The organism is Mesorhizobium opportunistum WSM2075 (assembly GCF_000176035.2).
GTDB lineage: Bacteria > Pseudomonadota > Alphaproteobacteria > Rhizobiales > Rhizobiaceae > Mesorhizobium > Mesorhizobium opportunistum.
The window spans coordinates 2,324,055-2,344,421 of record NC_015675.1; the positions used below are offsets into that span (position 1 = coordinate 2,324,055).

Sequence of the window (20,367 nt, forward strand, 5' to 3'; positions counted from 1 at the left end):
CCTCAGGACGCTGCGTGCACCATGTCCTCCCGCCGATCGCCTCGCCTGGAAAACTCCCGCCGGTATTGCGCCGGCGATGTCCTCAGTCTCGCGGCAAAATGCTGGCGCAACGAGGTGGCGCTGCCGAAGCCGGCTTCGAAGGCGACGATGTCCATCGATTTCTCCGTCGCCTCCAGCAAGCGCTGCGCCAGCTCGATCCGCTGGCTGGTCAGCCAATCGCCAAAACTGGTGCCGATCGATTTCTGGAAGCGGCGGGTGAAGGTGCGCCGGGTCAGGCCGGCGGCTTCGGCGACGCTGTCGAGGCTGTGCGCCTCGCCGAGCGTGGCGCGCACCGCGTCGAGCGCCCTGGTGAAGCGGTCGGCGTCAGCGCTTTTTGCCACGGGGCGCTCGATGAATTGCGCCTGCCCGCCCTGGCGGTGCGGGGAAAGGACGATCTGGCGGGCGAGCCGCAGTGCTGCTTCCGCGCCGTAGCGGGCGCGCACGATGTGGAGACAGCAGTCGAGGCCGGCCGCGACCCCGGCCGAGGTCACGACGTCGCCATTGTCGACATAGAGCACCGTGGCATCGACCGCGATGTCTGGATGGAGTTCCTGCAGCCGCTCGGAGTAGGCCCAGTGCGTCGCGGCGCGGCGTCCTGAAAGCAGTCCAGCCGCGGCAATGGCAAAGGTTCCGAGACACAGTCCGACAATCAATGCACCATGCTCGTGCGCTCTGCGTATCGCCTCCATCAACACTGGCGCCGGCGGCTCGCCGAGATGATGCCAGCTTGGGATGATGACGATATCGGCGCCGTCGAGTCCTTCGAGCCCATGCGGTGCGGCAACCGTCAGTCCGGCTTCGGTGTGGACCGGGCCGGCCTTGACCGCGCAGATGCGGAACTCGAAGCGCGGCAGCCCAAGCGCCGTCCTGTCCTCGCCGAACACCAGGCATGGCACGGAGAGATGGAATGGGCTGATGCCGTCGAAGGCTAGGACGGCAATGATCGGGTCGGTCATGGGGGGCTTCCAGCAGGTGATCGCGGATTGTCCCAATTCTTTCGAATGATGTCAATCGGGACACTTTTGGTCGCTTGGCGATATCCCTATTTTCGGCCCCATCGCATTCAAGCCGGAAAGGAAAACACCATGTCTGACCCAGTCAAAACCGCACCGCGCCGCGCTCTCATCGTCATCGACGTCCAGAACGACTATGATGGCGGCAATCTCGCCATCCAGCATCCGCCGTTCCGCGACAGCGTCGTCAACGTGGCGCGGGCCATGGATGCGGCCACTGCTGCCGGCGTCAAGGTAGTGGTGGTCAAGCAGATGGCACCCGAGACATCGCCAGTTTTCGCCAAGGGCAGCCATGGCGCCGAATTGCATCCGGAGATCGCCAGGCGCGGCCGCGACCACTATATCGAAAAGAACCTGCCTTCCGCCTTCACCGGCACCGACCTCGAGGATTGGCTGCGCGCCAACGCCATCGATACGCTCACGGTGGTCGGCTACATGACGCATAATTGCGATCTGTCGACCATCATCCACGCCGTGCATATGGGCTTTGCGGTCGAATTCCTGTCCGACGCCACCGGCTCGCTACCTTATGCCAACAGCGCCGGCTATGCCTCGGCGGAGGAGATTCACCGCGTGGTCACGATCATCCTGCAGTCGCGCTTCGCGGCGGTGCTCAAGACCGCCGAGTGGGTGGAATGCCTGAAGACCGGCGCCTTGCCGGAGCGCGATACGATCTACGCCTCCAACCAGCGGGCGCTGGCGCGCAACGCGGCCTAGCAATGTCCGCAAACAGAAAGGGCGCCGCATCGCTGCGGCGCCCTTTCGTGTCTAGTGTTCATAATGTCTAGAACAGGCCTTCGATCTGGCCCATCTCGTTGAGGAAGATCTTTTCCGAGGACGGTGCCTTGGGCAGGCCGGGCATGGTCATGACTTCGCCGCAGATGATGACGACGAAGCCAGCACCGGCCGAAAGCCTGACTTCGCGCACCGGCACGGTGTGGCCGGTCGGCGCGCCGCGCAGGTTCGGGTCGGTCGAGAACGAGTACTGGGTCTTGGCCATGCAGACCGGCAGGTTGCCGTAGCCGGCGTCTTCCCAGGCCTTGAGCTGGTCGCGCACCGACTTGTCGGCGATCGCCTCCGAGCCGCGATAGATGCGCTGGACGATGGTGTTGATCTTCTCGAACAGCGGCATGGCATCGGGATAGAGCGGCGCGAATTGCGAGGCGCCGGATTCGGCCAGCGCCACCACCTTGTTGGCAAGATCCTCGATGCCGGCCGAGCCGTTGGCCCAGTGCTTGCACAGGATCGCCTCTTCGCCCATCGAGGCGACATAGTCCTTCATCGCCTGGATTTCGGCGTCGGTGTCGGAATAGAAATGGTTGATGGCAACCACCGCCGGCACGCCGAACTGGCGGATGTTCTCGATATGGCGGCCAAGGTTGGCGCAGCCCTTCTTCACCGCCTCGACGTTTTCCTTGCCGAGGTCTTCCTTCTTGACGCCGCCATTCATCTTCATGGCGCGCACAGTGGCGACGATGACGGCGGCTGCCGGCTTGAGGCCAGCCTTGCGGCACTTGATGTCGAAGAATTTCTCGGCGCCGAGATCGGCGCCGAAGCCGGCCTCGGTGACGACGTAGTCGGCGAGCTTCAGCGCCGTGGTGGTGGCGACGACCGAGTTGCAGCCATGCGCGATGTTGGCGAACGGGCCGCCATGCACGAAAGCCGGGTTGTTCTCCAGCGTCTGCACGAGGTTGGGCTGCATGGCGTCCTTCAGGAGCACGGCCATGGCGCCGTCGGCCTTGAGGTCGCGGGCATAGACCGGCGACTTGTCGCGGCGATAGGCGACGATGATGTCGCCAAGGCGCTTTTCCAGATCCTTCAGGTCGGTCGACAGGCACAGGATCGCCATGACTTCCGAGGCGACGGTGATATCGAAGCCGGCCTCGCGCGGGAAACCGTTGGCGACGCCGCCGAGCGAGCAGATGATCTCACGCAGCGCCCGGTCGTTCATGTCCATGACGCGGCGCCACACCACGCGGCGGGTGTCGATGCCGAGCTCATTGCCCCAGTAGATATGGTTGTCGATCAGCGCCGACAAAAGGTTGTGCGCGGTGGTGATGGCGTGGAAGTCGCCGGTGAAGTGGAGGTTCATGTCCTCCATCGGCACGACCTGTGCGTAACCGCCGCCGGCGGCACCGCCCTTGACGCCGAAATTCGGGCCGAGCGAGGCCTCGCGGATGCAGACGATCGCCTTCTTGCCGATGCGGTTCAGGCCGTCGCCGAGGCCGACCGTGGTGGTGGTCTTGCCTTCGCCGGCCGGGGTCGGGTTGATGGCGGTGACCAGGATCAGCTTGCCGTCCTTGTTGCCTTTCACCGACTTGATGAATTCGGCTGATATCTTGGCCTTGTCGTGGCCATAGGGCAGCAGGTGTTCGGTCGGGATGCCGATCTTCTGGCCGATCTCCTGGATCTGCTTTTTCCTGGCGCCGCGCGCGATCTCGATGTCGGACTTCACTTCGGCCATAACGGCTTTCCTCTGGATTGGACGGTGGAGGGGACGGGGTTGATCTCTATCGCAAACAGGTTGAAACCGGGCGCGCGGGCATGTTCTAACCCTCTCGCTGCCGTGACGTCAACTTGCATGCAACTATGTTTCCTCTAGAGAAAATTCCTCTGCGGCCGGCCGACCTGTCCTCGGTTCTTCCTGGCTCCGCTTGCCGCGCCGTATAGAAGCCAGAGCAGGGAGGCTTCCGCCGTCTCAAAACAGCCGCACAATGCACCGAATGCGACAGAGGCGACGACGCAAATCCGCCATCGCCGGTGCAGCAGTATCCGGCGCTACTGGGTCAGAACATTGCTGATCTCGACCATGTTGGAGCGCACACGCAGGATGTAGAAGCCCATCGTCGTCAGGTGTGTCGGCAAAAGCCAACCATCCTCGCGGCCATTGGCGATGATGAAGGGCTGGATCCTGAGAGCCGAGACGAACTGGGCATCCATCGTGTCCCACAGGCTCTGCAGATGCTTTTCCTTGAGGACGTCCTCGAAATCGGCCTGAGCGCCTTTCATCAGCCCGTAATAGGCGTAGAGCTGGCCATAGGCGAACCAGTAGCGGTCGTCGGCGCGGGTGTCGAACCAGCCATTGTTGTGATTTTCGGCACGCTCCTTGAGGATGGCCGAGGTTGAACCGATGTCCGAAGCAATGCGGTCGATATACTGCTTCAGATTGTCGGCGCGGGCATCGAAGGTCGCCTGGCAGGTGGCGAGGCGAGCGTTGAAAGAGCGCAGATTGCCCATCGCACGGCGATACATGCTGGGCGTGGTCGCGGTCATGCCGTTGCGGCTGATGTACCAGATGGACTCGTCATACTGCAGCTGACCGCGGGCATCCTGGAGATTGGTATCGATCTGCGAGGTGGTGCGCACGCGGCCAAGATTGTCGGCAAGCTCGGTGGCGGTGCGCCGCACCGCCTGGTTGATGCCACGCTGGAACGAAGCCTTGTTGTCCATCCAGGGCGTGTCGTCCCAGTCGATGCCGAACAAGCCGAGCTTGTAGAGGACCATCGACGAGACCCAGGCATTCTGATTGACGTTGAAGTCGATCAGATCGGCCGCCACCTGGGCGATGGCGGAGTTGCCGCAAGTCTTGGCCGTGTCGGTGCCGCTGCCGGCGGCGACCTGCTCGCCGGCGGAGACATTGCGCTTCTCGAAAGTGTAAGTGTCGGGATAGGTCGGGTTGAAATTGCTCCACCATTGGGTGGCGTAGAAGAAATTGGCGTAGAGGCCGACCAGCACCAGCAAAGCCAGGCCGACCACCGCCTTGAGGATCCAGCCGCGCTGCGTATACCAGCGCCCGGCCCACAGGAAAGGCCACAGGATCACACCGATGACGAGGCCGATGCCGCGGCCGATCCACTGGAAGATGCGGGTGAAGAAATTCACGATCGGATCAAGCATGGCTCACGTCACCCCCTCAAAGCATGATGTCAAAAAAGTTGCGGACTTTTTGAATAACATGCACCAAAACAACAAGTTAGAACGAAATAACGGGTCATTTCATTCTAGTCGGTCAGACCGTAGAGGCGCGTGCGAAACGCCACCTTGTCCTTCAAATATGTGGTTTTCAGAACGTCCACAACATGCGATCGCCACCCGTCGCTGAAGCCGTCATAGTCCTTGTAGAAGCCCTGCTTGTTGAAGATGTAGCGCGAGACGAAGTCCGACGGCACGAAATCCGAGATCAGACGGTTGGTCAGCCATGCGTCCGGATGGTCCGGCTTGGCACGGGTCACCAGGAAGCGCTGCTGTGGAAACACATCTTCGATCTTGAGGTGGCCAAGCTGGGCGATCTCGCGCTTGGCGGCATTGAGGAAGGGGAAATTGCCGTCCTTGGCGATCAGGTCGGCATGGCTCTGGATCCAGGTCTGCAACCAGACCTTGTCGACATCGGTCAGGTTGCGGTCGGGTTCGGCGTCGCGGATCAGCGCACGCACCACCATCTCGGCCCGGTGCTCGAGATAGCCGGACGACTCGATCCATGAGGCGCGCGGCAGTTCGATGCGGCCGGTGCTGGCCAGGAACTTGAACACCTTGTCGGCGTCGTTGATCGAGAGATAGCTGACCTGCCAGGGCCGCGAGCGGCGGAAGCCGGGGGCGGCCGGATCGCTGATCACCGTCGTCATGTCGGGGTCGACGAACACGTAGAGCCCGCCGAAATGGCTGGTCCAGTAGGCGTTGTGGCGGAAGATCACCTGGTCGGGCACCAGCGCGTTCTCGCGGATGTCGCCGCAGATTTTCGCCAGCTCCACCATGCGGGTCAGCATGGCATTGTCGCGCCAGGCGTCCGGCTCCTGCTTCAGCCTATCGACGAGCTTGCCGAGTTCGGCCGCCTTGCCCAGCACGTCCTCGGCGGAAAGCACCTTGAACTCGACCTGGCTGATCGACAGCAGGTCCTCGATGTCGTTGACCTTGGGAACGGTATCCTCGATCTCGCCGTAGATGACATCCTTGATGGTCAGCGCGTCGATGGCGCGCTGGTTCTTGGACATGAACTCGAACATCAGCTGCGAGGTGTTGGAGAAGGCGGTGTGCACCACCGGCAAGTCGATCTGCGACGGCGTCAGGATGATGAAGCGGCGGTTGACCTCGTTGGGATCGAGATAATCAGGGTCGCCGCATTCATCGGCGATCTCGGGCGAGAAGCCGGTGCGGTCGATCTGGAAGCTCGCAAGCTTGGTCGGCTTGAGGCCGAAGGCCGCCAGCGCCTTGTTGTAGCGCTGGACGAGATGCGGCTCGTCGACGGTGAGCAGTCGGCCATAGATGAGTTCGTTGTCGCGCAGAAGGTCGGGTTTTTTGGCGCTCATTTTGCCTTCTCCCCGTTCACGGGGAGAAGGTGCCCGAAGGGCGGATGAGGGGCGCGAGCCTTCCTTCTCCCCTTGTGGGAGAAGGTGGATCGGCGCGCAGCGCCGAGACGGTTGAGGGGTGGGTGACGGATCGCCGTCCTTGCCAAGCTGGAACACCCCGTCGCCTTCGGCGACACCTTCTCCCACAAGGGGAGAAGGAAATGCCGGCGCACGTCACGCATTCCACAGTCCCTTCTTCTTCATCTCCTCCATCTCACGCCCCGCCCTCTCGCGCAGCCTTGCGTCGCGCAGCAGCTTCTCCACGGCGGCATCATCGGACTTGTCGGAATAGCGGAATTCCGAGTCGGCGTAGCGGTTGATCTCCTGCATGACCATGTTCATCGAGAACGGCCCGCGCAGTTCCTCGATCATGGCTTTCTTGTCGTCGTAGGCCTTGTGCATGAACGCTTCCGGCTTCTCGAACCAGTCGTCGGGAAGCTCGATGTCCATGGCGCGCATCTTGATGGCGTCGGTGACGTTCTTGATCGCGCGGCCGGTGAAGCGCGGCTCGGCATCCTTGATCAGGTGCAGGTAGGTGCCGATGTCGGCCATGGTCTTGGGCGCGCCATTCTCCTTCATGTAGCGCTCGTAGACCTTCATCAGGCCGTCCTCCTGCGGCTTCTCGTGCTCCTCGTAGGCCTCGGTCACGGCGCGCTGGATTTCCTGCGCGGCGTAGAGTTCGTGGTCACCGAGCGGGATCTTGTGGTTCTTGCCGGCGAGCAGCACGAAGATGTCGATGTAGTCGTCGCGGCTCTGCGGCCCGTCGACCAGCCAGCGGGCGCCGGCGCGCTGGCGCAGCGCATCGTCGACATTTTCGGGATAGTTGGAAAACATGCCGAACGAGCAGTTGCCGCGCACCACGGTGGCGGCACCGGCGAACGCGTCCATCAAGACGCCGGTGATCTCCTGCTGGCCGGCGGAGGCGCGGTCGTCGGAGCGTTTGGCGGCCACCTGGTCGATGTCGTCGATGGTGCCGAAGCCAATGACGCGCGGGTTCAGCACATTGTTGATGAACTGGCGGCAGTTCTGGCCCGACTTGCCCTGATAGGACGAGATCTGGTCGACGCCGAAATTCTCGTAGGCGAAGGGATAGCCCGCGACCTGGCAGTAGCCGTTGACCAGACCGGCGATCATCTGGATCAGCGTCGTCTTGCCGGTGCCGGGCGCGCCGTCGCCGATGAAGGTGAACAGGAAGCCGCCGAGTTCGACGAACGGGTTCAGCTCGCGCTCGAAATCGTAGGCCATCAGCATCTTGGCGAGCTTGACCGATTGGTATTTGGCGATGTGGTTGCCGACGACCTCTTCGGGCGTCTTGAAGGTCATCACCAGCGGCTTGGAGCGCTTGCCGGGGGCGACGTCGAAGCCGTCGAGAGTGAAATCGTCGGCGTCGATGCGGATATGGGCGTTCTCGAATGGCCCTATGCCGTCGAAGCGACCTTTTCGCGCCAACAGCCCATCGATGGCGACACGGGCAAAGGCGCGCGCGCGCGTCATCAGGTCGGCGTCGTCGGATGCGCCCGATATCGCCTTGTCGAGGCCGGCCAGGATCGACTTCACCGCGTCCTGCGGCGTATCGAACAGGAAATCCGGCTCCGGGATGTCGTTGGGCGCCTCGCCGTCGCTGTCGATCAGCTGGAACAGATAGGATGCCAGGCTGAAGGCGGAGATATAGGCGGAGGCCGACAGCAGCTTCTTGAAGGCCGATGCCTCGTCGCCTTCGAGCGGGGCGCGGGTGTTCTTCGCCTGCAGGCTTTCGAGGTCGGAGCCTTCGGCGAAAACATCCGATATGGCCAGGGCAATGGCCGTGCCGCGCCGGGCGCGAAACAGAAGCGTGTGCTGCGGGATGGTGAGCAACTGGTCGTCGGGATGGACGGCGCCGACTGTCTTCGACAGCTCGACCTCGCGCGTGCGGCGCACCGAACCCACCGATACAGTGGAGACGAAGCGGCGGTTGGTGCCGGCCAGCGCCGTGCCGGATTCTCGCGAGGGATCCTCCAGCACGACGATGCGGGTGATGAAGCTCTGCGCGGTGGCGCGGTGCTTCTCGATTGCCGCTTCCGGGATGGTGGTCAGGCCGGTATCCATGAAGGTTGCTCCGTGGTGTGACGGTCAGACGTCCGAGATGACCTGTCCGTTGGACAGGATGTGGACCTTGTAGCCGGAAAAGATCTTCTGCGCCTCGCCGGCGGCGTAGAGCGCCTGGTAGGCCTCGTGCGGGATCAGTGCGTGGTTCTCGTAGCTCGACACGCCCTGGCGCGCGGCCTCCAGATCGTCAGTGTTGATGAAGAATTCCTGGGTCGTCTTCTCGCTTGAAAACAGCCCCCTGCGGCCAGGTTTCTCGGCCTTGGAATAGACTTCCTGGATGGTCCAGGTCAAAAGCCAGGCATTCTCGGGCTTGCGCACCTTGGCCAGCACCTCGGTCACCGTCGAATTGTTGTCGGTGATACCAGCCGAATAGAAGGGACCGAGCACGACGCGGCGCAATTGCTTGGGGTGCAGCGGCTCGAAATCCTTGTCGAGGTTGACGGCGATCGTCGCCGGCGACAGGGTGTAGGCGGAATTCTTCTCGGTGAAATCATCGAAGCGGTGGGCGAGCTCCGGATTGAGCAGGCCGTCGACCGGCAGCGGAATGTCGACCTTGTCGTTGAGCTTGCCGTTCCTGTCGACGAGCTGGCTGACCATGGTTTCCGAGGAATCTTCCACCGTCACCATGTAAACCAGGGGCAGGTTGGCGCTGCCGTCGAATGTCGCCCAATGGACGAGATAGTAGGGCCGCGCCGTCTTCGGGTTGACCGAGACCTTGGCGGTCTGCGCCAGGGTGAAAGGCCCGAAGGTCTGCTCGCTCTTGACGTCCTCGAGATAGAGCCGCTCGGCCATCGACTTCTGCAGCGCCTCGGGGAATTCCTTGTGGCGCAGGATGAAATCGGCCATCTCCTCGCGCAATTCGCCGGCCAGCGGGATGTTGGCGAGCCGGCTGTCCGCCTGGCGGCGGTCGTTCTCCAGTTCGAGCAGGTTCTGGAACACTGGAAAGCCGCTTTCGGCGCGCGAAATGCGGAACGTGTCCACGAAGCCCAGCCGGTTGCGCCAGCAGGAGAAGGATTTGTCGAGCCGGGCGATGTATTCGGCGACGATCTTGGCGACGATGCCGTGCCGGTAGAGCGGCGAGCGGTCGTCGCGCATGAACACTTCCAGGCCGCTCAGCGCGGCCGTGATCGCCGAGAAATACCGCGCCGCCGCGTCGTTTTCGGGGGTCATGCTACTGGCCTCAAGTCGGAACGCGACACTGGCGAGTGCAGCAATTAAGACTGTACGTAGTTGGCCGAATTGTGCTTCTTCAGCACCTCGTCGAAGCGGCGGGCGAAGGCGTCGTCGGCAAGCTTCTTGCGGCGTTGGATGTCGGCGCTGGCGACCATGTTCTTCTCGTGCATTTCGAGCAGGTCGCCGATGTGCTTTTGCGAGGCGGCGCCGATGCCGGCCATGGTTTCCTCGGCGGTGTTGTCGACCTGGCTGCCCAGCGTGTTGATCTTGTGGGCGACGTCCTGCTGGGCGGCGGTCTTCAGCGAATCTTCCAGCGCCTTGTAGAGCACGATGCGCTGCTCGGTATCGATGGTCAGCTTGTTGATCAGCGTCGACTGTGCCGCGATCTGGTTGTTGAGCGAATCCACGAAGGTCTGGAACATCGAGGTGTAGCGCTCCAGCGTCTGGCTCTCGGCCAGCAGTTCCTGTTCCTTGGCCTGCTTCTCGTTGTACTCGGTGGCGAGCTTGGAGCGCTCGCCTTCGAGCTGCGTGCGGTCCTTCTGGCTGGTCGAGGCGGCGATCTTGTTCTCGATGTCGAGCAGCATCGGGTTGAGCTCCTCGATGCGCTTCTGCACGGCTTCGAGGTTGGACATGGTTGTCTTGCGGCGCTCGATCACCTGCGACAGGCTTGTCTCGGAGGTCTTGTAGCGCTGGTCGAGCACCTCCTTCTGCGCCTTCAGGATGCCGACGATGGTGTCGGACTTGGCCAGCAGTTCCTGCAGATTGCCGGCCAGCGACATGTTGCGGACACGGTCGGTGCGCATGCGTTGCTTGCTCTGGCTGGAAAAGATGCCGATGAAGTTTTCCCAGCCGGTGTAGTTCTTCATGCTCTCGAACTCGGCGCCGAAGACGTTGGTGGCGTCCTCCAGCCCGATGATCAGGTCGGCGATGTTGCCTTCCATCACCTTCTGCTGCTTCAGCACATCCTCGATGCGGGCGTTCTCGATGTCGAAATTGGCGTCGCCGATCTTCTTGTCGGCGGTGGCAAGCGTGTCGAGCACGGTGCCGGACTGCTCGATCTTGGTGCGCATATCCTGGACGACCTGCTTGGTCTTGGCAATTTCGGCATCGAAATTCTGCAATGTCGCCATAGGGGCCTCCCGCTTCGGCATCAGGTCGCTGGTTGCGAACAGCGGCGAATATATGTGGGGTATCAGGGGATTGAAAGACGTGAAGACAGGGACGGTGCGAAAACAAAATATCACGCTGTGCCCTTGAAAGGCAGTGGAGCGGTGGTCATGGCGTGATTAGCTGGTCAGCCGAGCATAGTTCAGCTGATTTTGAACTTCCACGCCGGCAAAGCAGTCAGTCTCCATCGATTATGATGGTCCTGAAGCCGGACAACAACTGACCAGTTGCAGCAGCCGCTCCATGCCGGCCGTCAGCCGGCGCCATCATGCCGCTCAGGGCTTGGGATCGGCCTTCAGATAGGCGATGACGTTGGCGATGTCGTCGTCGCTGCCGAGGCCGCCGAAAGCCATCTTGTTGCCGGGCACCTTCAGCCTGGGCGCCTTGAGGTATTCGGCAAGGTTTGCCTCGTCCCAGACGAGACCGGCGGCGCCGGCGTTTTTCATGGCTTCCGAATAGTGGCCAAGGAAGCTTTCGGCGCTGCCCGCGGTGCGACCGACGACACCCATCAAATGCGGGCCGACCTTGTCGCGGTCGGTGGCCGCTTCATGGCAGGCGATGCAGCGGTTGAAGACGTGCTTGCCCTGCACGGGGTCGCCGCCGGCGTGAGCGGCAATGGAGGTGGCCAGCAGAAGGATGCTGGCTGACGAAACGGCTCGAAGCATGGCTGACCCCCAGGGAGTTCCGGCTGACGGCCTTATAGGGCCGACGCCTTAACAAACGCTGCATCGCGGCGGATTGGGGATGGATGGCCGATCCGGCTGTTCAAGCCTGGGCGGGGTTGCCACGCCGTCAGTTCCTGACGAAGCCGATGAAATCGTCAGGCGCGGCGCGGCCCATCTCTTCCTCCCAGTGGCGGCGGCAGAGCGAAACGTAGACGTCCTTGCCGATCGCCACCTGTTCGCCTTGCCGGGCGACCTTGCCGTCGGGGCCGAGGCGCACGACCATCGTCGCCTTGCGGCCGCAGCGGCAGATGGTGCGGACTTCGCGCAGATCGTCGGCGATGGCCAGCAGCGCGCGCGAGCCGGAAAACAGCTTGCCCTGGAAATCGGTGCGCAGGCCATAGCACATGACGGGGATGTTCAACCGGTCGGCGATGCGGGCAAGCTGCCAGACCTGCTCCTCCTCCAGGAACTGCGCCTCGTCGACGAAGACGCAATGCACGGCGCTGCGCTGATGATGCTCGGCGACACGGGCGAACAGATCGTCGCCGTCGCGGAACATCTCGGCCTCGGTCTCCAGCCCGATGCGCGACGAGATCAGGCCGCTGTCGCCCTTGCGGTAGTGGCCGGCGACGAACAGCATCGTCGTCATGCCGCGCTCGCGATAGTTATATGACGCCTGCAGCAGCATCGTCGTCTTGCCGGCATTCATCGTCGCGTAGTGGAAGTAAAGCTTGGCCATGCCGCCCTGTAAGGTCTGTTGATATTCAGATGAGGCCGGCCTGCAAATGGCGGCTCCCTGCGCTTCCGATGCTCACGTACGAAAAGTACGCTCCGCTTCGGTTCTCGGAACCCACCATTTTCGGCGCGGCCTGACCTGAATCTAAACAGACCTTAAGCCGAGTTGGCGAGGCGCGGGGAGGGGCCGCCGCCGCATTCCCCTGAAAAAGCCGCCATCACGGCAGCCAGATCAGGCTGATCGTACCCGCAAAGCGCCAACCGTGTCGCTGATGGGCCATTGCGCGCCGTTGATCGTGATTGCCTTACCGCTTGAATCCACACCAGAATGGTGTTTGGCTGACGAAACAAGGCGGGCAGAGAAACCGTAACTACGCTTCGCCAAAGAATCACAATGGGAGACTTGTCTATGTCGCGTATGAATTCCTTCGTCGCCGGCCTCGGCCTGGCGGCTTTCCTGTCCACGAGTGCTGCCTTTGCCGGCGATCCGGCAAGCTGCAAGGCCGTGCGTCTCTCCGATGTCGGCTGGACCGACATCCAGGCGACGACCGGCGTCGCCTCGGTACTGCTCACCGCGCTCGGCTACGAGCCGCAAACGATCCAGCTGTCGGTGCCGGTGACCATGGCATCGCTGAAGAACAAGGATCTCGATGTCTTCCTCGGCAATTGGATGCCGTCGATGACCAACGACATCAAGGATTACACCGCCGATGGTTCGGTCGAGACCATCAGCACCAACCTGACCGGCGCAGGCTACGGCATCGTCGTGCCGACCTATGTCGCGGACGCCGGCGTGAAGTCGCTGACCGACATCGGCAAGTTCAAGGACAAGTTCAACGGCAAGATCTATGGCATCGAGGCCGGCAATGACGGCAACCGTATCATCCTCGACATGATCAAGAACCCGAAGGACAATCTTGAGGGCTTCGAACTGGTTGAGTCGTCGGAGGCCGGCATGCTGACGCAGGCCGAGCAGTCGATGAAGAACAATGAGTGGATCGCCTTCCTCGGCTGGACGCCGCACCCGGTGATGGGCGCCATGAAGATCACCTATCTCGACGGCATGGGCGACAGCGGTTTCGGCGCCGCCACCGTCTACACCGTCGCGCGCAAGGGCTACACCACCGAATGCCCGAATGCCGGCAAGTTCATCGCCAATCTGAAGTTCAACCTGGATATGGAAGGCCAGATGATGGACGCCATCCTGAAAGGCGGCGACGCCAACACGGTTGCGACCGACTGGCTGAAGAAAAATCCGGATGCCGTCAAGCCATGGATCGCCGGCGTGACCACCTTCGACGGCGGCGACGCCGCGGCCGCGATCAAGACCGCGCTCGGAGGCTGAGCCGGCTTTTGTTTCGGCCTAGACGCATGACCCCGAAAATCGGCTTTGATTTTCGGAAAGGGTTCATGCGCAAAGAAAAGTGCCACAGCGTCCTTTGCGCGTCTGAAAAGACGCGCGGCGCTGTGGGAAGAAGAGGGCAGCCACTGGAAAAGGCTGCCCTTTTTCATATGCTGTGACAAGATGACGTTGCGAGAGTTGGGGCCGGCGGCTTCGCGCATGAGAGGGGCGATATGGATCCGATTTCGAAATTCATGGTCGATCACAAGATTCCGATCGGCGCCTGGGGAAAGGCGTTCTTCGGTTTCCTCACAGACAATTTCGACACGGTGTTCAGGGCTTTTTCGAATGGGCTGAATTTCCTGCTCGACGGGCTGGTCAACATCCTGCTGATGGTGCCGCCGGTGCTGCTGGCGCTCGTCATCGCTGTCATTGCCTGGCTGCTGCAGCGGTCTCGACCGCTCGCCATCGGCGTATTCCTCGGCCTGATCTTCATCATCAACCAGAACCTGTGGAAGCAGACGGTGCAGACGCTGGTGCTGGTCGTGGCGGCCGCCGCCATGGCGATGGCCATCGGCGTGCCGCTCGGCATCTGGGCGGCGCACAAGCCTAAGGTCTACCGCATCATGCTGCCGGTGCTCGACCTGATGCAGACGCTGCCGACCTTCGTGTACCTGATCCCGGTGCTGACGCTGTTTGGCCTCGGCAATGCGCCCGGCCTCATCGTCACCATCATCTTCGTCATCCCGACCGCGGTCAGGCTCACCCACCTCGGCGTTGTCTCGGTGCCGAAGTCGATCATCGAAGCCGGCGAGGCGTTCGGCGCCACCAAGAGCCAGCTTTTGTGGAAGGTGGAACTGCCCTCGGCATTGCCCACCATCATGGCGGGGCTGACCCAGTCGATCATGCTGTCGCTGTCGATGGTGGTGTTCGCCGCACTAATCGGCGCCGGCGGCCTCGGCACCGAAATCAACCGCGCACTCGGCTCGCGCCGCATCGATCTCGGGCTTGAGGCCGGTCTCGCCATCGTCGTGCTTGCCATCGTGCTCGACCGGATGACCCGCATTGGCGTTGGAGGCAAGAAATGACCGTCGCCGTCGATTTCAAGAACGTCGACATCGTCTTCGGCGCCGACCAGGCGGGCTCGCTGGCGATGATCGACAAGGGCGCGACACGCGCCGAAATCCTCGAGAAGACCGGCAATGTGCTGGGCTGCGCCGACGCCAGCCTCACCGTGCACGAAGGCGAGATTTCGGTGCTGATGGGCCTGTCGGGCTCCGGCAAGTCGACGCTGCTTCGGGCCGTCAACCGGCTTAACGTGGTGTCGCGTGGCCAGGTCCTGGTCAAGGACGGCGACAAGATCGTCGATGTCGTGACTTGCGACCAGGCCACATTGCGGCGCCTACGCCAGAAGCAGGTGGCGATGGTGTTCCAGCAGTTCGGCCTGTTGCCGTGGCGTACGGTGGAAGAAAATGTCGGGCTCGGCCTCGAACTCGCCGGCGTGCCGGACGCCGAACGCAAGGAGCGCGTGCACAGGCAGCTCAAGCTGGTCAATCTCGACCAGTGGTCGAACAAATACGCCCATGAACTGTCGGGTGGCATGCAGCAACGCGTCGGCCTGGCGCGCGCCTTCGCCACCGAAGCGCCGATCCTGTTGATGGACGAGCCGTTCTCGGCGCTCGACCCGCTGATCCGCACCAAGCTGCAGGACGAATTGCTGCAGCTGCAGGCCGAGCTGAAGAAGACCATCATCTTCGTCAGCCACGATTTGGAGGAGGCGCTGAAGATCGGCAGCCATATCACCATCATGGAGGGCGGCCGCATCGTCCAGACCGGCGCGCCCGAAGACATCGTGCTGCGTCCCGCCAACGACTATGTCCGCGACTTCATCGCCAATGTGAACCCGCTGTCGGTGCTGACCGCCTGGAACGTCATGCGCGACCGCCGCGACCTGGAGCATGGCGACAATGGCTGGGTATGGCTCGATCGGCGCAAGACGACGCGCTTCAAGATCGACGACCACGGGCTGGTGGCGGCAGCCGAACGCGACGGCAAGCCGGCGGTCTGGATGTCCTGCGCCGATGTCGAAGCCCAGTCGGAGGAAGCAGCGCAAGTGTTCTGGGCGAATCCCGGCACATCGCTGAAAACGGTGATGCTGGCCATGCACCGCTCGCAGACCGCACCGGTGGCGCTGTTCGACGACCAGTCCCGCTTCGTCGGCGCCATCGGCATCAGGGATGTGCTGAGCGCAGTGCTGCGGCGGTAGTCGAGCGCGGTCTTGCAGGGACAGGGCGCGTTGAAGCGGATTCGGAATTGGCTTTCTAAACCGCGGGTCGCTCAAACGGCGCTCGGCATGCTGCTTGTGATCGCGATGCGATCGATCCTGGAATTCTTCAGGATCGGCGGGGCGACCGGTACGCCGCTGAGTGCAAACCAGCTCTTTTATATCGAAGGGGCGTTCGCGGCAGTCAGTGCCGCGCTGGCGGTTCTTGTCCTGCATGCATTCGGGCGGCACGGTTGGGCAACGTTGTCCAGCGTGATGGCAATAATTGCCCTGCTGGCATGGAAAATCGCCGTCATCCGTTGAAAATCGGCAAACGGGGACCATCCCTGATCGCCGCGCCTCTTGCGAGGCCGGCATTTTGGACGACCCGCGTCAGGCCGCCAGCGGCAAGCGTAGCTCCGTTAGCAGGCCGCCGGCAGGATGGTTGGACAGGCGGACCTCGCCGCCGGCGGCGCGGGCAATGTTGCGGGCGATGGTGAGGCCGAGACCGAGGCCGCCGGTCTGGCGGTTGCGGGATTGTTCGAGGCGAACGAAAGAACCGAACACGGCATCGATCTGGGCCTGCGGTATGCCCGGTCCTTCGTCGCGGATGGCAAGCGTGATCGTGCGGTCGGAGCGGTGCAGGCTCAGATGCGCCTTCTTGCCGTAGGTGACGGCGTTCTGCACCAGATTGGTGACGCAGCGCTTCAGCGCAACCGGCCGCGCCATGCAGATCAAGCCGCGTGAGCGAGTATCGTCATTGTCGAAGGAGACGTCCGGGTAGGCATCGGCGATCGATTCCACGAGCGACCAGAAGTCGATGCGTTCGCTCTTCTCCTCGGTCACCTCGAAGGTGGCGAAGTCGATCACTGAACTGGCGATGCTCTCGACGTCGGCGAGATCGTGCGCCAGCGCCTCGCGCACCGCCGATTTGCGCAACAGCTCCAGGCGCAGCCGCATCCGCGTCATCGGCGTGCGCAGGTCATGCGCGAGTGCGGCGGCCAGATGTTCGCGGTCCTCGACATATTCGCGCAGCCTGGCCTGCATGGCGTTGATCGCCCTGGCGGCGGCCTGGACCTCGCGGCTGCCCGATTCGGCGATGGGCGGGCTCTTCAGGTCCTTGCCGATCCTGTTCACGGCGGTTTCCATCATGCGGTAGGGCGCCGTCAGCCGGCGCAGCGACCAGATCGACATGATGACCACCAGTCCGGCGATCAGCGAATAGAGCGGCAGGCTGTCGACGCTGAGGATCGGGCCGACGGGCGTGATCGGCTCGGTGAAGTTCAGCCACTGGCCGTCGGCGAAGCGCAGCGATGCCGTCAGCTTGTCGCTCTGGGCGAAATCGGCGGCCAGCACCAAGAGGTCGCGCTCGACCTGGCCGATATCGGCCCCCGGCTCGGTGCCGCCGGCGTCGTCGGCCTCGCGCGTCGCCGGGTCGCGCCGCACGCGCGCGTCGGTGATGCCGAACTTCGACAGCCGGCCGACGAGGATGTCCTCGAGCTCGGCCAGTTCGTCGTCGCCGGCGATCGAGGAGGTGACCGCGGGCGTGTCCGAGACGGTCAGCGCATAAGTCGAATTGAACAGGCCGGCCGCGGTTGCCTTGCGCTCCTCCGGCGTGGCGTCATGCATCAGCTGGACCAGCGAGAAGGCGCGGTCGTTGAGGCGGTAGAGATCGACCACGTCGTTGGCGGCGGCACGGTCGCGCGACACGATGTAGAGGGTCGCGACCTGGCTGATCAGCAGGCCGGCAATGACGATCAGCAGCACCCAGACAGGCAAGGTCTGCGGCAGGAAACGTCTCATTCGGAGATCGTCTCGGGCAGGAACTGATAGCCGCCGCTGCGCACCGTGAGGATCAGTTTCGGCGTCTTTGGGTCGTCTTCCATCTTGCGCCGCAGCCGGCTGACCAGGATGTCGATGCTGCGGTCGAAGGAATAGTCGCTGTCGCCGCCGGAAAGCTCGATGAGCTGGTCGCGGGTCAGCACGCGCTGGGCGCTCTTGACGAAGGTCTGCAGCAGGTTGAACTCGGCCATCGTCAGTTCGACCCTGACATCGTCGGGCGCGGTCAGCCGGCGCCGCGAACAGTCCATCGTCCAGCCGGCGAAGCGGTAGATCTGCTTGGAGGTGGCGCGCTTGGGTTCGGCGGCGGCACCGTTGCGCCGCAGCACCGCGCGGATGCGGGCCAGGAGTTCGCGCGGGTCGAAGGGTTTGGGAACATAGTCGTCGGCGCCCATCTCCAGGCCGACCACGCGGTCGGTCGTCTCGGTGACGGCGGTCAGCATGATGATCGGCGTCGAATACTGGGCGCGAAGGTCGCGGCACAGTTCAAGCCCGCTCTTGCCGGGCAGCATCACGTCAAGCACGATGAGGTCCACCTGCGCGCGGCGCAGGATCGTTTCCATCTCGATTCCGTCGGCCGCGACCGAGGTGTGCAGGCCCCGCTTCTGGAAGAATTCCTGAAGCAGGTCACGGATGCCCTTGTCGTCGTCGACGATCAGTATGTGCGCATCGGATTTCACAGGTGCCTGTCCCGGTTGCCGGCCAAGTCATTCTTGGCCGGTGAGCCACACGATAGAATTCGGGCCATATGTTGGCCAGTGCCTTGCATTTCAAGGAAGAACGAATTCCGCCTTCTCCACACCGAATGCAATGGGGCGTCAAAGCCCGAAACCGGAACCACTTTTGGGCGATATGCACCAGCCGGGCCAGCCAGACACAATCCAGAAACAAAATTCTACAATCGGGAAAAACTCCTGAAAAGGTAGGGCGGCATAACGGTGACGTGGCGGTCAGGTTATCGGCTGCGACGCTAATCTCCGGGTTCGCGGAAAAACCAATGCCAAGGTTGTCGATCAGTTTGTTGGGTGCGTTGCTGGGCCTTGGCCTGGTCACTGCCGCTGTCGGACAATCGGACGCAAAGGCGCCGCTCACCCGGAGCGAACGGTGCGCCAATCTCAGCCACCAATTTGACGAAGCCCTCGAAACACATGCCACGGCAACGCAGGTCACCGCGGCAAAGGCACTTCAGAGAAAGGGCAACCGGTACTGCGCAGCCAAGAAACAGGCGCAGGGCATCCGGATGCTCGCCAACGCTTTGAAGCTGCTTGGAGTGACACCGAACGACCCGGTTCAGTGAAACTCGAACTTGACCCGCAAAAAAAGGAAAATGAAGCCATGAAAAAGTCCATCCTTTCCGCCGCCGGTCTCGCCGTCGCTCTCGCTTTCGCGATGCCCGCTCTCGGCAATGCCGCAACCGCCACGACCGCTGCTCCGGCTGCCACGACCACCGCTCCGGCTACCACGACCACCGCTCCGGCTGCCACTGCTCCGATGAAGGCTGCGCCGAAGAAGGTCGCCAAGAAGGCCGTCTGCAAGGTGACCAAGAAGCACAAGTGCCCGGTCAAGAAGGCCCCGGCCAAGGCTGCTGCCGCTGCCGCTGCGCCTGCTGCTGCGAAGCCTGCTGCGAAGAAGCCCTGATCCGTTTCGAGGTCAGTTCTGGCGAGGCCGTTCCAGCCGCAGACCGGCTGGGGCGGCCTTCTGCCAGGAAAACGGTCGACGGCTGAACACCGGTTTCCAGCCAGATATCCTGATCGCATTTAACCCGTTTTCAACGCCGGCCGTGTAGGACAATCCGCATGAACAAGCGGCTTTCGTCCATTTTTCGTTCGATGGCAATTGGCGGCCTCGTTGCCACCGGTGTCGCCAGGGTGCTGATTCTGTTTTCCGCCAGCCCGGTGCCGGATCCGGCGAGCGGACGCACCGAGCCTTCGCTGTTTGCACCGGCAATCTCCAGCAACTGGGACTACATCACGCCGGCGCAGACGTGGCTGCTGATCATGCTCACCGGCGTGACACTGATCTGCGTCGTGGCGTGGCCGATCGCTGCCTGGATGGAACGCCGGGCGGATGCCGGCAGCTTGCGGCCAGCTTCAGGCCGCCACATCTTCGGCCGCCAGGACCGTTGAAGCGCGGCCGGCAACTGCCCACATGATTGTGAACGGTCGCGTCATGCCGGTTAGCAGCAGTTCACCGTTTCATGGAAAGGGTGAACTGCTCTCTAACCCTTTGTTTTGACGCAATTCCGGACGGAAAAGCGTTTCACACTTTTCCTGGAATTGCTCTATCGGGTTGCGCGCCGATCAAAATGGACGATCGCTGTCGCCCGTGGCAAAATGCAGACCGATCGCGAAACTGTCGGTTCCAATGCCTGAAATCACCACAAAGCCGCGCACCAAGGTCAAGCCGCAAACCGAGCGGCCGAAGCTTTACAAGGTCATCCTCATCAACGACGATTTCACGCCGCGCGAATTCGTGGTGACGGTGCTGAAGGGCGAGTTCAAGCTCAGCGAAGACCAGGCGCACCGGATCATGATCACCGCCCACCAGCGCGGCGTCTGCGTGGTCGCCGTCTTCACCAGGGATGTCGCCGAAACCAAGGCGACGCGGGCCACCGACGCCGGCAAGGCCAAGGGCTACCCGCTGCTGTTCACGACTGAGCCGGAGGAGTAGGGCACGACAGCCTTTTTCTCCCCGTCACTATACG

Annotated in this window: 20 protein-coding genes; 9 read left to right on the forward strand and 11 right to left on the reverse strand. The window is 62.6% G+C overall.

Annotated features, from left to right (window positions below):
• Positions 1-2: 2 nt before the first annotated feature.
• Positions 3-995 carry a GlxA family transcriptional regulator gene (locus tag MESOP_RS11095; RefSeq protein ID WP_013893426.1) on the reverse strand — a complete coding sequence of 331 codons (993 nt, stop codon included), beginning with the start codon at positions 993-995 and terminating at the stop codon, positions 3-5.
• A gap of 129 nt (positions 996-1,124) precedes the next feature.
• Between MESOP_RS11095 and MESOP_RS11100 the strand changes: the two genes are divergently transcribed.
• Positions 1,125-1,769 (forward strand): cysteine hydrolase family protein, encoded by a 645-nt coding sequence (locus tag MESOP_RS11100; protein WP_013893427.1) that lies wholly within the window; start codon positions 1,125-1,127, stop codon positions 1,767-1,769.
• A 67-nt stretch (positions 1,770-1,836) separates the two neighbouring features.
• On the opposite strand, the gene MESOP_RS11105 is transcribed toward MESOP_RS11100, so the two are convergent.
• The 8 genes from MESOP_RS11105 to MESOP_RS11140 all read right to left on the reverse strand — a co-directional run bounded on the left by MESOP_RS11105 (position 1,837) and on the right by MESOP_RS11140 (position 12,223).
• The gene (locus MESOP_RS11105) at positions 1,837-3,516 is read right to left on the reverse strand and encodes a formate--tetrahydrofolate ligase (RefSeq protein WP_013893428.1); all 1,680 of its coding nucleotides are present in this window, start codon (positions 3,514-3,516) and stop codon (positions 1,837-1,839) included.
• 314 nt (positions 3,517-3,830) lie between these two features.
• The gene (locus tag MESOP_RS11110) at positions 3,831-4,949 is read right to left on the reverse strand and encodes a DUF2333 family protein (protein ID WP_013893429.1); all 1,119 of its coding nucleotides are present in this window, start codon (positions 4,947-4,949) and stop codon (positions 3,831-3,833) included.
• 104 nt (positions 4,950-5,053) lie between these two features.
• On the reverse strand, positions 5,054-6,355 hold the full coding sequence (locus MESOP_RS11115; protein ID WP_013893430.1) for a DUF6638 family protein: 1,302 nt from the start codon (positions 6,353-6,355) through the stop codon (positions 5,054-5,056).
• 213 nt (positions 6,356-6,568) lie between these two features.
• Positions 6,569-8,479 carry an AAA family ATPase gene (locus tag MESOP_RS11120; protein WP_013893431.1) on the reverse strand — a complete coding sequence of 637 codons (1,911 nt, stop codon included), beginning with the start codon at positions 8,477-8,479 and terminating at the stop codon, positions 6,569-6,571.
• Positions 8,480-8,503: 24 nt separating this feature from the next.
• The gene (locus tag MESOP_RS11125) at positions 8,504-9,649 is read right to left on the reverse strand and encodes a hypothetical protein (RefSeq protein WP_013893432.1); all 1,146 of its coding nucleotides are present in this window, start codon (positions 9,647-9,649) and stop codon (positions 8,504-8,506) included.
• 44 nt (positions 9,650-9,693) lie between these two features.
• On the reverse strand, positions 9,694-10,782 hold the full coding sequence (locus MESOP_RS11130; protein WP_013893433.1) for a hypothetical protein: 1,089 nt from the start codon (positions 10,780-10,782) through the stop codon (positions 9,694-9,696).
• A gap of 312 nt (positions 10,783-11,094) precedes the next feature.
• Positions 11,095-11,484 carry a c-type cytochrome gene (locus tag MESOP_RS11135; protein WP_013893434.1) on the reverse strand — a complete coding sequence of 130 codons (390 nt, stop codon included), beginning with the start codon at positions 11,482-11,484 and terminating at the stop codon, positions 11,095-11,097.
• 127 nt (positions 11,485-11,611) lie between these two features.
• Entirely contained in the window at positions 11,612-12,223 is a 612-nt protein-coding gene (locus MESOP_RS11140; RefSeq protein WP_013893435.1) for a thymidine kinase, read from the reverse strand.
• A gap of 405 nt (positions 12,224-12,628) precedes the next feature.
• Here MESOP_RS11140 and MESOP_RS11145 point away from each other — a divergent pair, with 405 nt between their 5' ends.
• From MESOP_RS11145 to MESOP_RS11160, 4 genes are all read left to right on the forward strand, one after another.
• On the forward strand, positions 12,629-13,564 hold the full coding sequence (locus tag MESOP_RS11145) for a choline ABC transporter substrate-binding protein (protein ID WP_013893436.1): 936 nt from the start codon (positions 12,629-12,631) through the stop codon (positions 13,562-13,564).
• 230 nt (positions 13,565-13,794) lie between these two features.
• Positions 13,795-14,649 (forward strand): choline ABC transporter permease subunit, encoded by an 855-nt coding sequence (gene choW, locus MESOP_RS11150; RefSeq protein WP_013893437.1) that lies wholly within the window; start codon positions 13,795-13,797, stop codon positions 14,647-14,649.
• Entirely contained in the window at positions 14,646-15,827 is a 1,182-nt protein-coding gene (gene choV, locus MESOP_RS11155) for a choline ABC transporter ATP-binding protein (protein WP_013893438.1), read from the forward strand. Before choW ends, choV begins: the two co-directional genes overlap by 4 nt.
• A gap of 87 nt (positions 15,828-15,914) precedes the next feature.
• Positions 15,915-16,148 carry a hypothetical protein gene (locus MESOP_RS11160; protein ID WP_013893439.1) on the forward strand — a complete coding sequence of 78 codons (234 nt, stop codon included), beginning with the start codon at positions 15,915-15,917 and terminating at the stop codon, positions 16,146-16,148.
• Between the two features lie 69 nt (positions 16,149-16,217).
• On the opposite strand, the gene MESOP_RS11165 is transcribed toward MESOP_RS11160, so the two are convergent.
• A complete protein-coding gene (locus MESOP_RS11165) occupies positions 16,218-17,627 on the reverse strand; it encodes an ATP-binding protein (protein ID WP_013893440.1) in 1,410 nt (469 codons plus the stop codon).
• Positions 17,624-18,343 carry a response regulator gene (locus tag MESOP_RS11170; protein ID WP_013893441.1) on the reverse strand — a complete coding sequence of 240 codons (720 nt, stop codon included), beginning with the start codon at positions 18,341-18,343 and terminating at the stop codon, positions 17,624-17,626. Before MESOP_RS11170 ends, MESOP_RS11165 begins: the two co-directional genes overlap by 4 nt.
• 317 nt (positions 18,344-18,660) lie before the next feature.
• Between MESOP_RS11170 and MESOP_RS11175 the strand changes: the two genes are divergently transcribed.
• From MESOP_RS11175 to clpS, 4 genes are all read left to right on the forward strand, one after another.
• Positions 18,661-18,960, forward strand: coding sequence for a hypothetical protein (locus MESOP_RS11175; protein WP_013893442.1), 300 nt, complete (start codon positions 18,661-18,663; stop codon positions 18,958-18,960).
• Positions 18,961-18,998: 38 nt separating this feature from the next.
• Positions 18,999-19,301, forward strand: a complete 303-nt coding sequence (locus MESOP_RS11180; protein WP_013893443.1) for a hypothetical protein — start codon at positions 18,999-19,001, stop codon at positions 19,299-19,301.
• Between the two features lie 158 nt (positions 19,302-19,459).
• Complete coding sequence (locus MESOP_RS11185; RefSeq protein ID WP_013893444.1) at positions 19,460-19,789, forward strand: hypothetical protein; 330 nt, start codon at positions 19,460-19,462, stop codon at positions 19,787-19,789.
• 238 nt (positions 19,790-20,027) lie between these two features.
• On the forward strand, positions 20,028-20,333 hold the full coding sequence (gene clpS, locus MESOP_RS11190; protein ID WP_013893445.1) for an ATP-dependent Clp protease adapter ClpS: 306 nt from the start codon (positions 20,028-20,030) through the stop codon (positions 20,331-20,333).
• Positions 20,334-20,367: the final 34 nt, after the last annotated feature.

Coding starts and splice junctions, on each gene's coding strand:
- MESOP_RS11120 (WP_013893431.1), bottom strand. CDS start 8,479: ATGGATACCGGCCTGACCACCATCCCGGAAGCGGCAATCGAGAAGCAC.
- clpS (WP_013893445.1), top strand. CDS start 20,028: ATGCCTGAAATCACCACAAAGCCGCGCACCAAGGTCAAGCCGCAAACC.
- MESOP_RS11110 (WP_013893429.1), bottom strand. CDS start 4,949: ATGCTTGATCCGATCGTGAATTTCTTCACCCGCATCTTCCAGTGGATC.
- MESOP_RS11145 (WP_013893436.1), top strand. CDS start 12,629: ATGTCGCGTATGAATTCCTTCGTCGCCGGCCTCGGCCTGGCGGCTTTC.
- MESOP_RS11140 (WP_013893435.1), bottom strand. CDS start 12,223: ATGGCCAAGCTTTACTTCCACTACGCGACGATGAATGCCGGCAAGACG.
- choW (WP_013893437.1), top strand. CDS start 13,795: ATGGATCCGATTTCGAAATTCATGGTCGATCACAAGATTCCGATCGGC.
- MESOP_RS11175 (WP_013893442.1), top strand. CDS start 18,661: ATGCCAAGGTTGTCGATCAGTTTGTTGGGTGCGTTGCTGGGCCTTGGC.
- choV (WP_013893438.1), top strand. CDS start 14,646: ATGACCGTCGCCGTCGATTTCAAGAACGTCGACATCGTCTTCGGCGCC.
- MESOP_RS11105 (WP_013893428.1), bottom strand. CDS start 3,516: ATGGCCGAAGTGAAGTCCGACATCGAGATCGCGCGCGGCGCCAGGAAA.
- MESOP_RS11115 (WP_013893430.1), bottom strand. CDS start 6,355: ATGAGCGCCAAAAAACCCGACCTTCTGCGCGACAACGAACTCATCTAT.
- MESOP_RS11135 (WP_013893434.1), bottom strand. CDS start 11,484: ATGCTTCGAGCCGTTTCGTCAGCCAGCATCCTTCTGCTGGCCACCTCC.
- MESOP_RS11130 (WP_013893433.1), bottom strand. CDS start 10,782: ATGGCGACATTGCAGAATTTCGATGCCGAAATTGCCAAGACCAAGCAG.
- MESOP_RS11160 (WP_013893439.1), top strand. CDS start 15,915: ATGCTGCTTGTGATCGCGATGCGATCGATCCTGGAATTCTTCAGGATC.
- MESOP_RS11100 (WP_013893427.1), top strand. CDS start 1,125: ATGTCTGACCCAGTCAAAACCGCACCGCGCCGCGCTCTCATCGTCATC.
- MESOP_RS11095 (WP_013893426.1), bottom strand. CDS start 995: ATGACCGACCCGATCATTGCCGTCCTAGCCTTCGACGGCATCAGCCCA.
- MESOP_RS11185 (WP_013893444.1), top strand. CDS start 19,460: ATGAACAAGCGGCTTTCGTCCATTTTTCGTTCGATGGCAATTGGCGGC.
- MESOP_RS11125 (WP_013893432.1), bottom strand. CDS start 9,649: ATGACCCCCGAAAACGACGCGGCGGCGCGGTATTTCTCGGCGATCACG.
- MESOP_RS11180 (WP_013893443.1), top strand. CDS start 18,999: ATGAAAAAGTCCATCCTTTCCGCCGCCGGTCTCGCCGTCGCTCTCGCT.
- MESOP_RS11165 (WP_013893440.1), bottom strand. CDS start 17,627: ATGAGACGTTTCCTGCCGCAGACCTTGCCTGTCTGGGTGCTGCTGATC.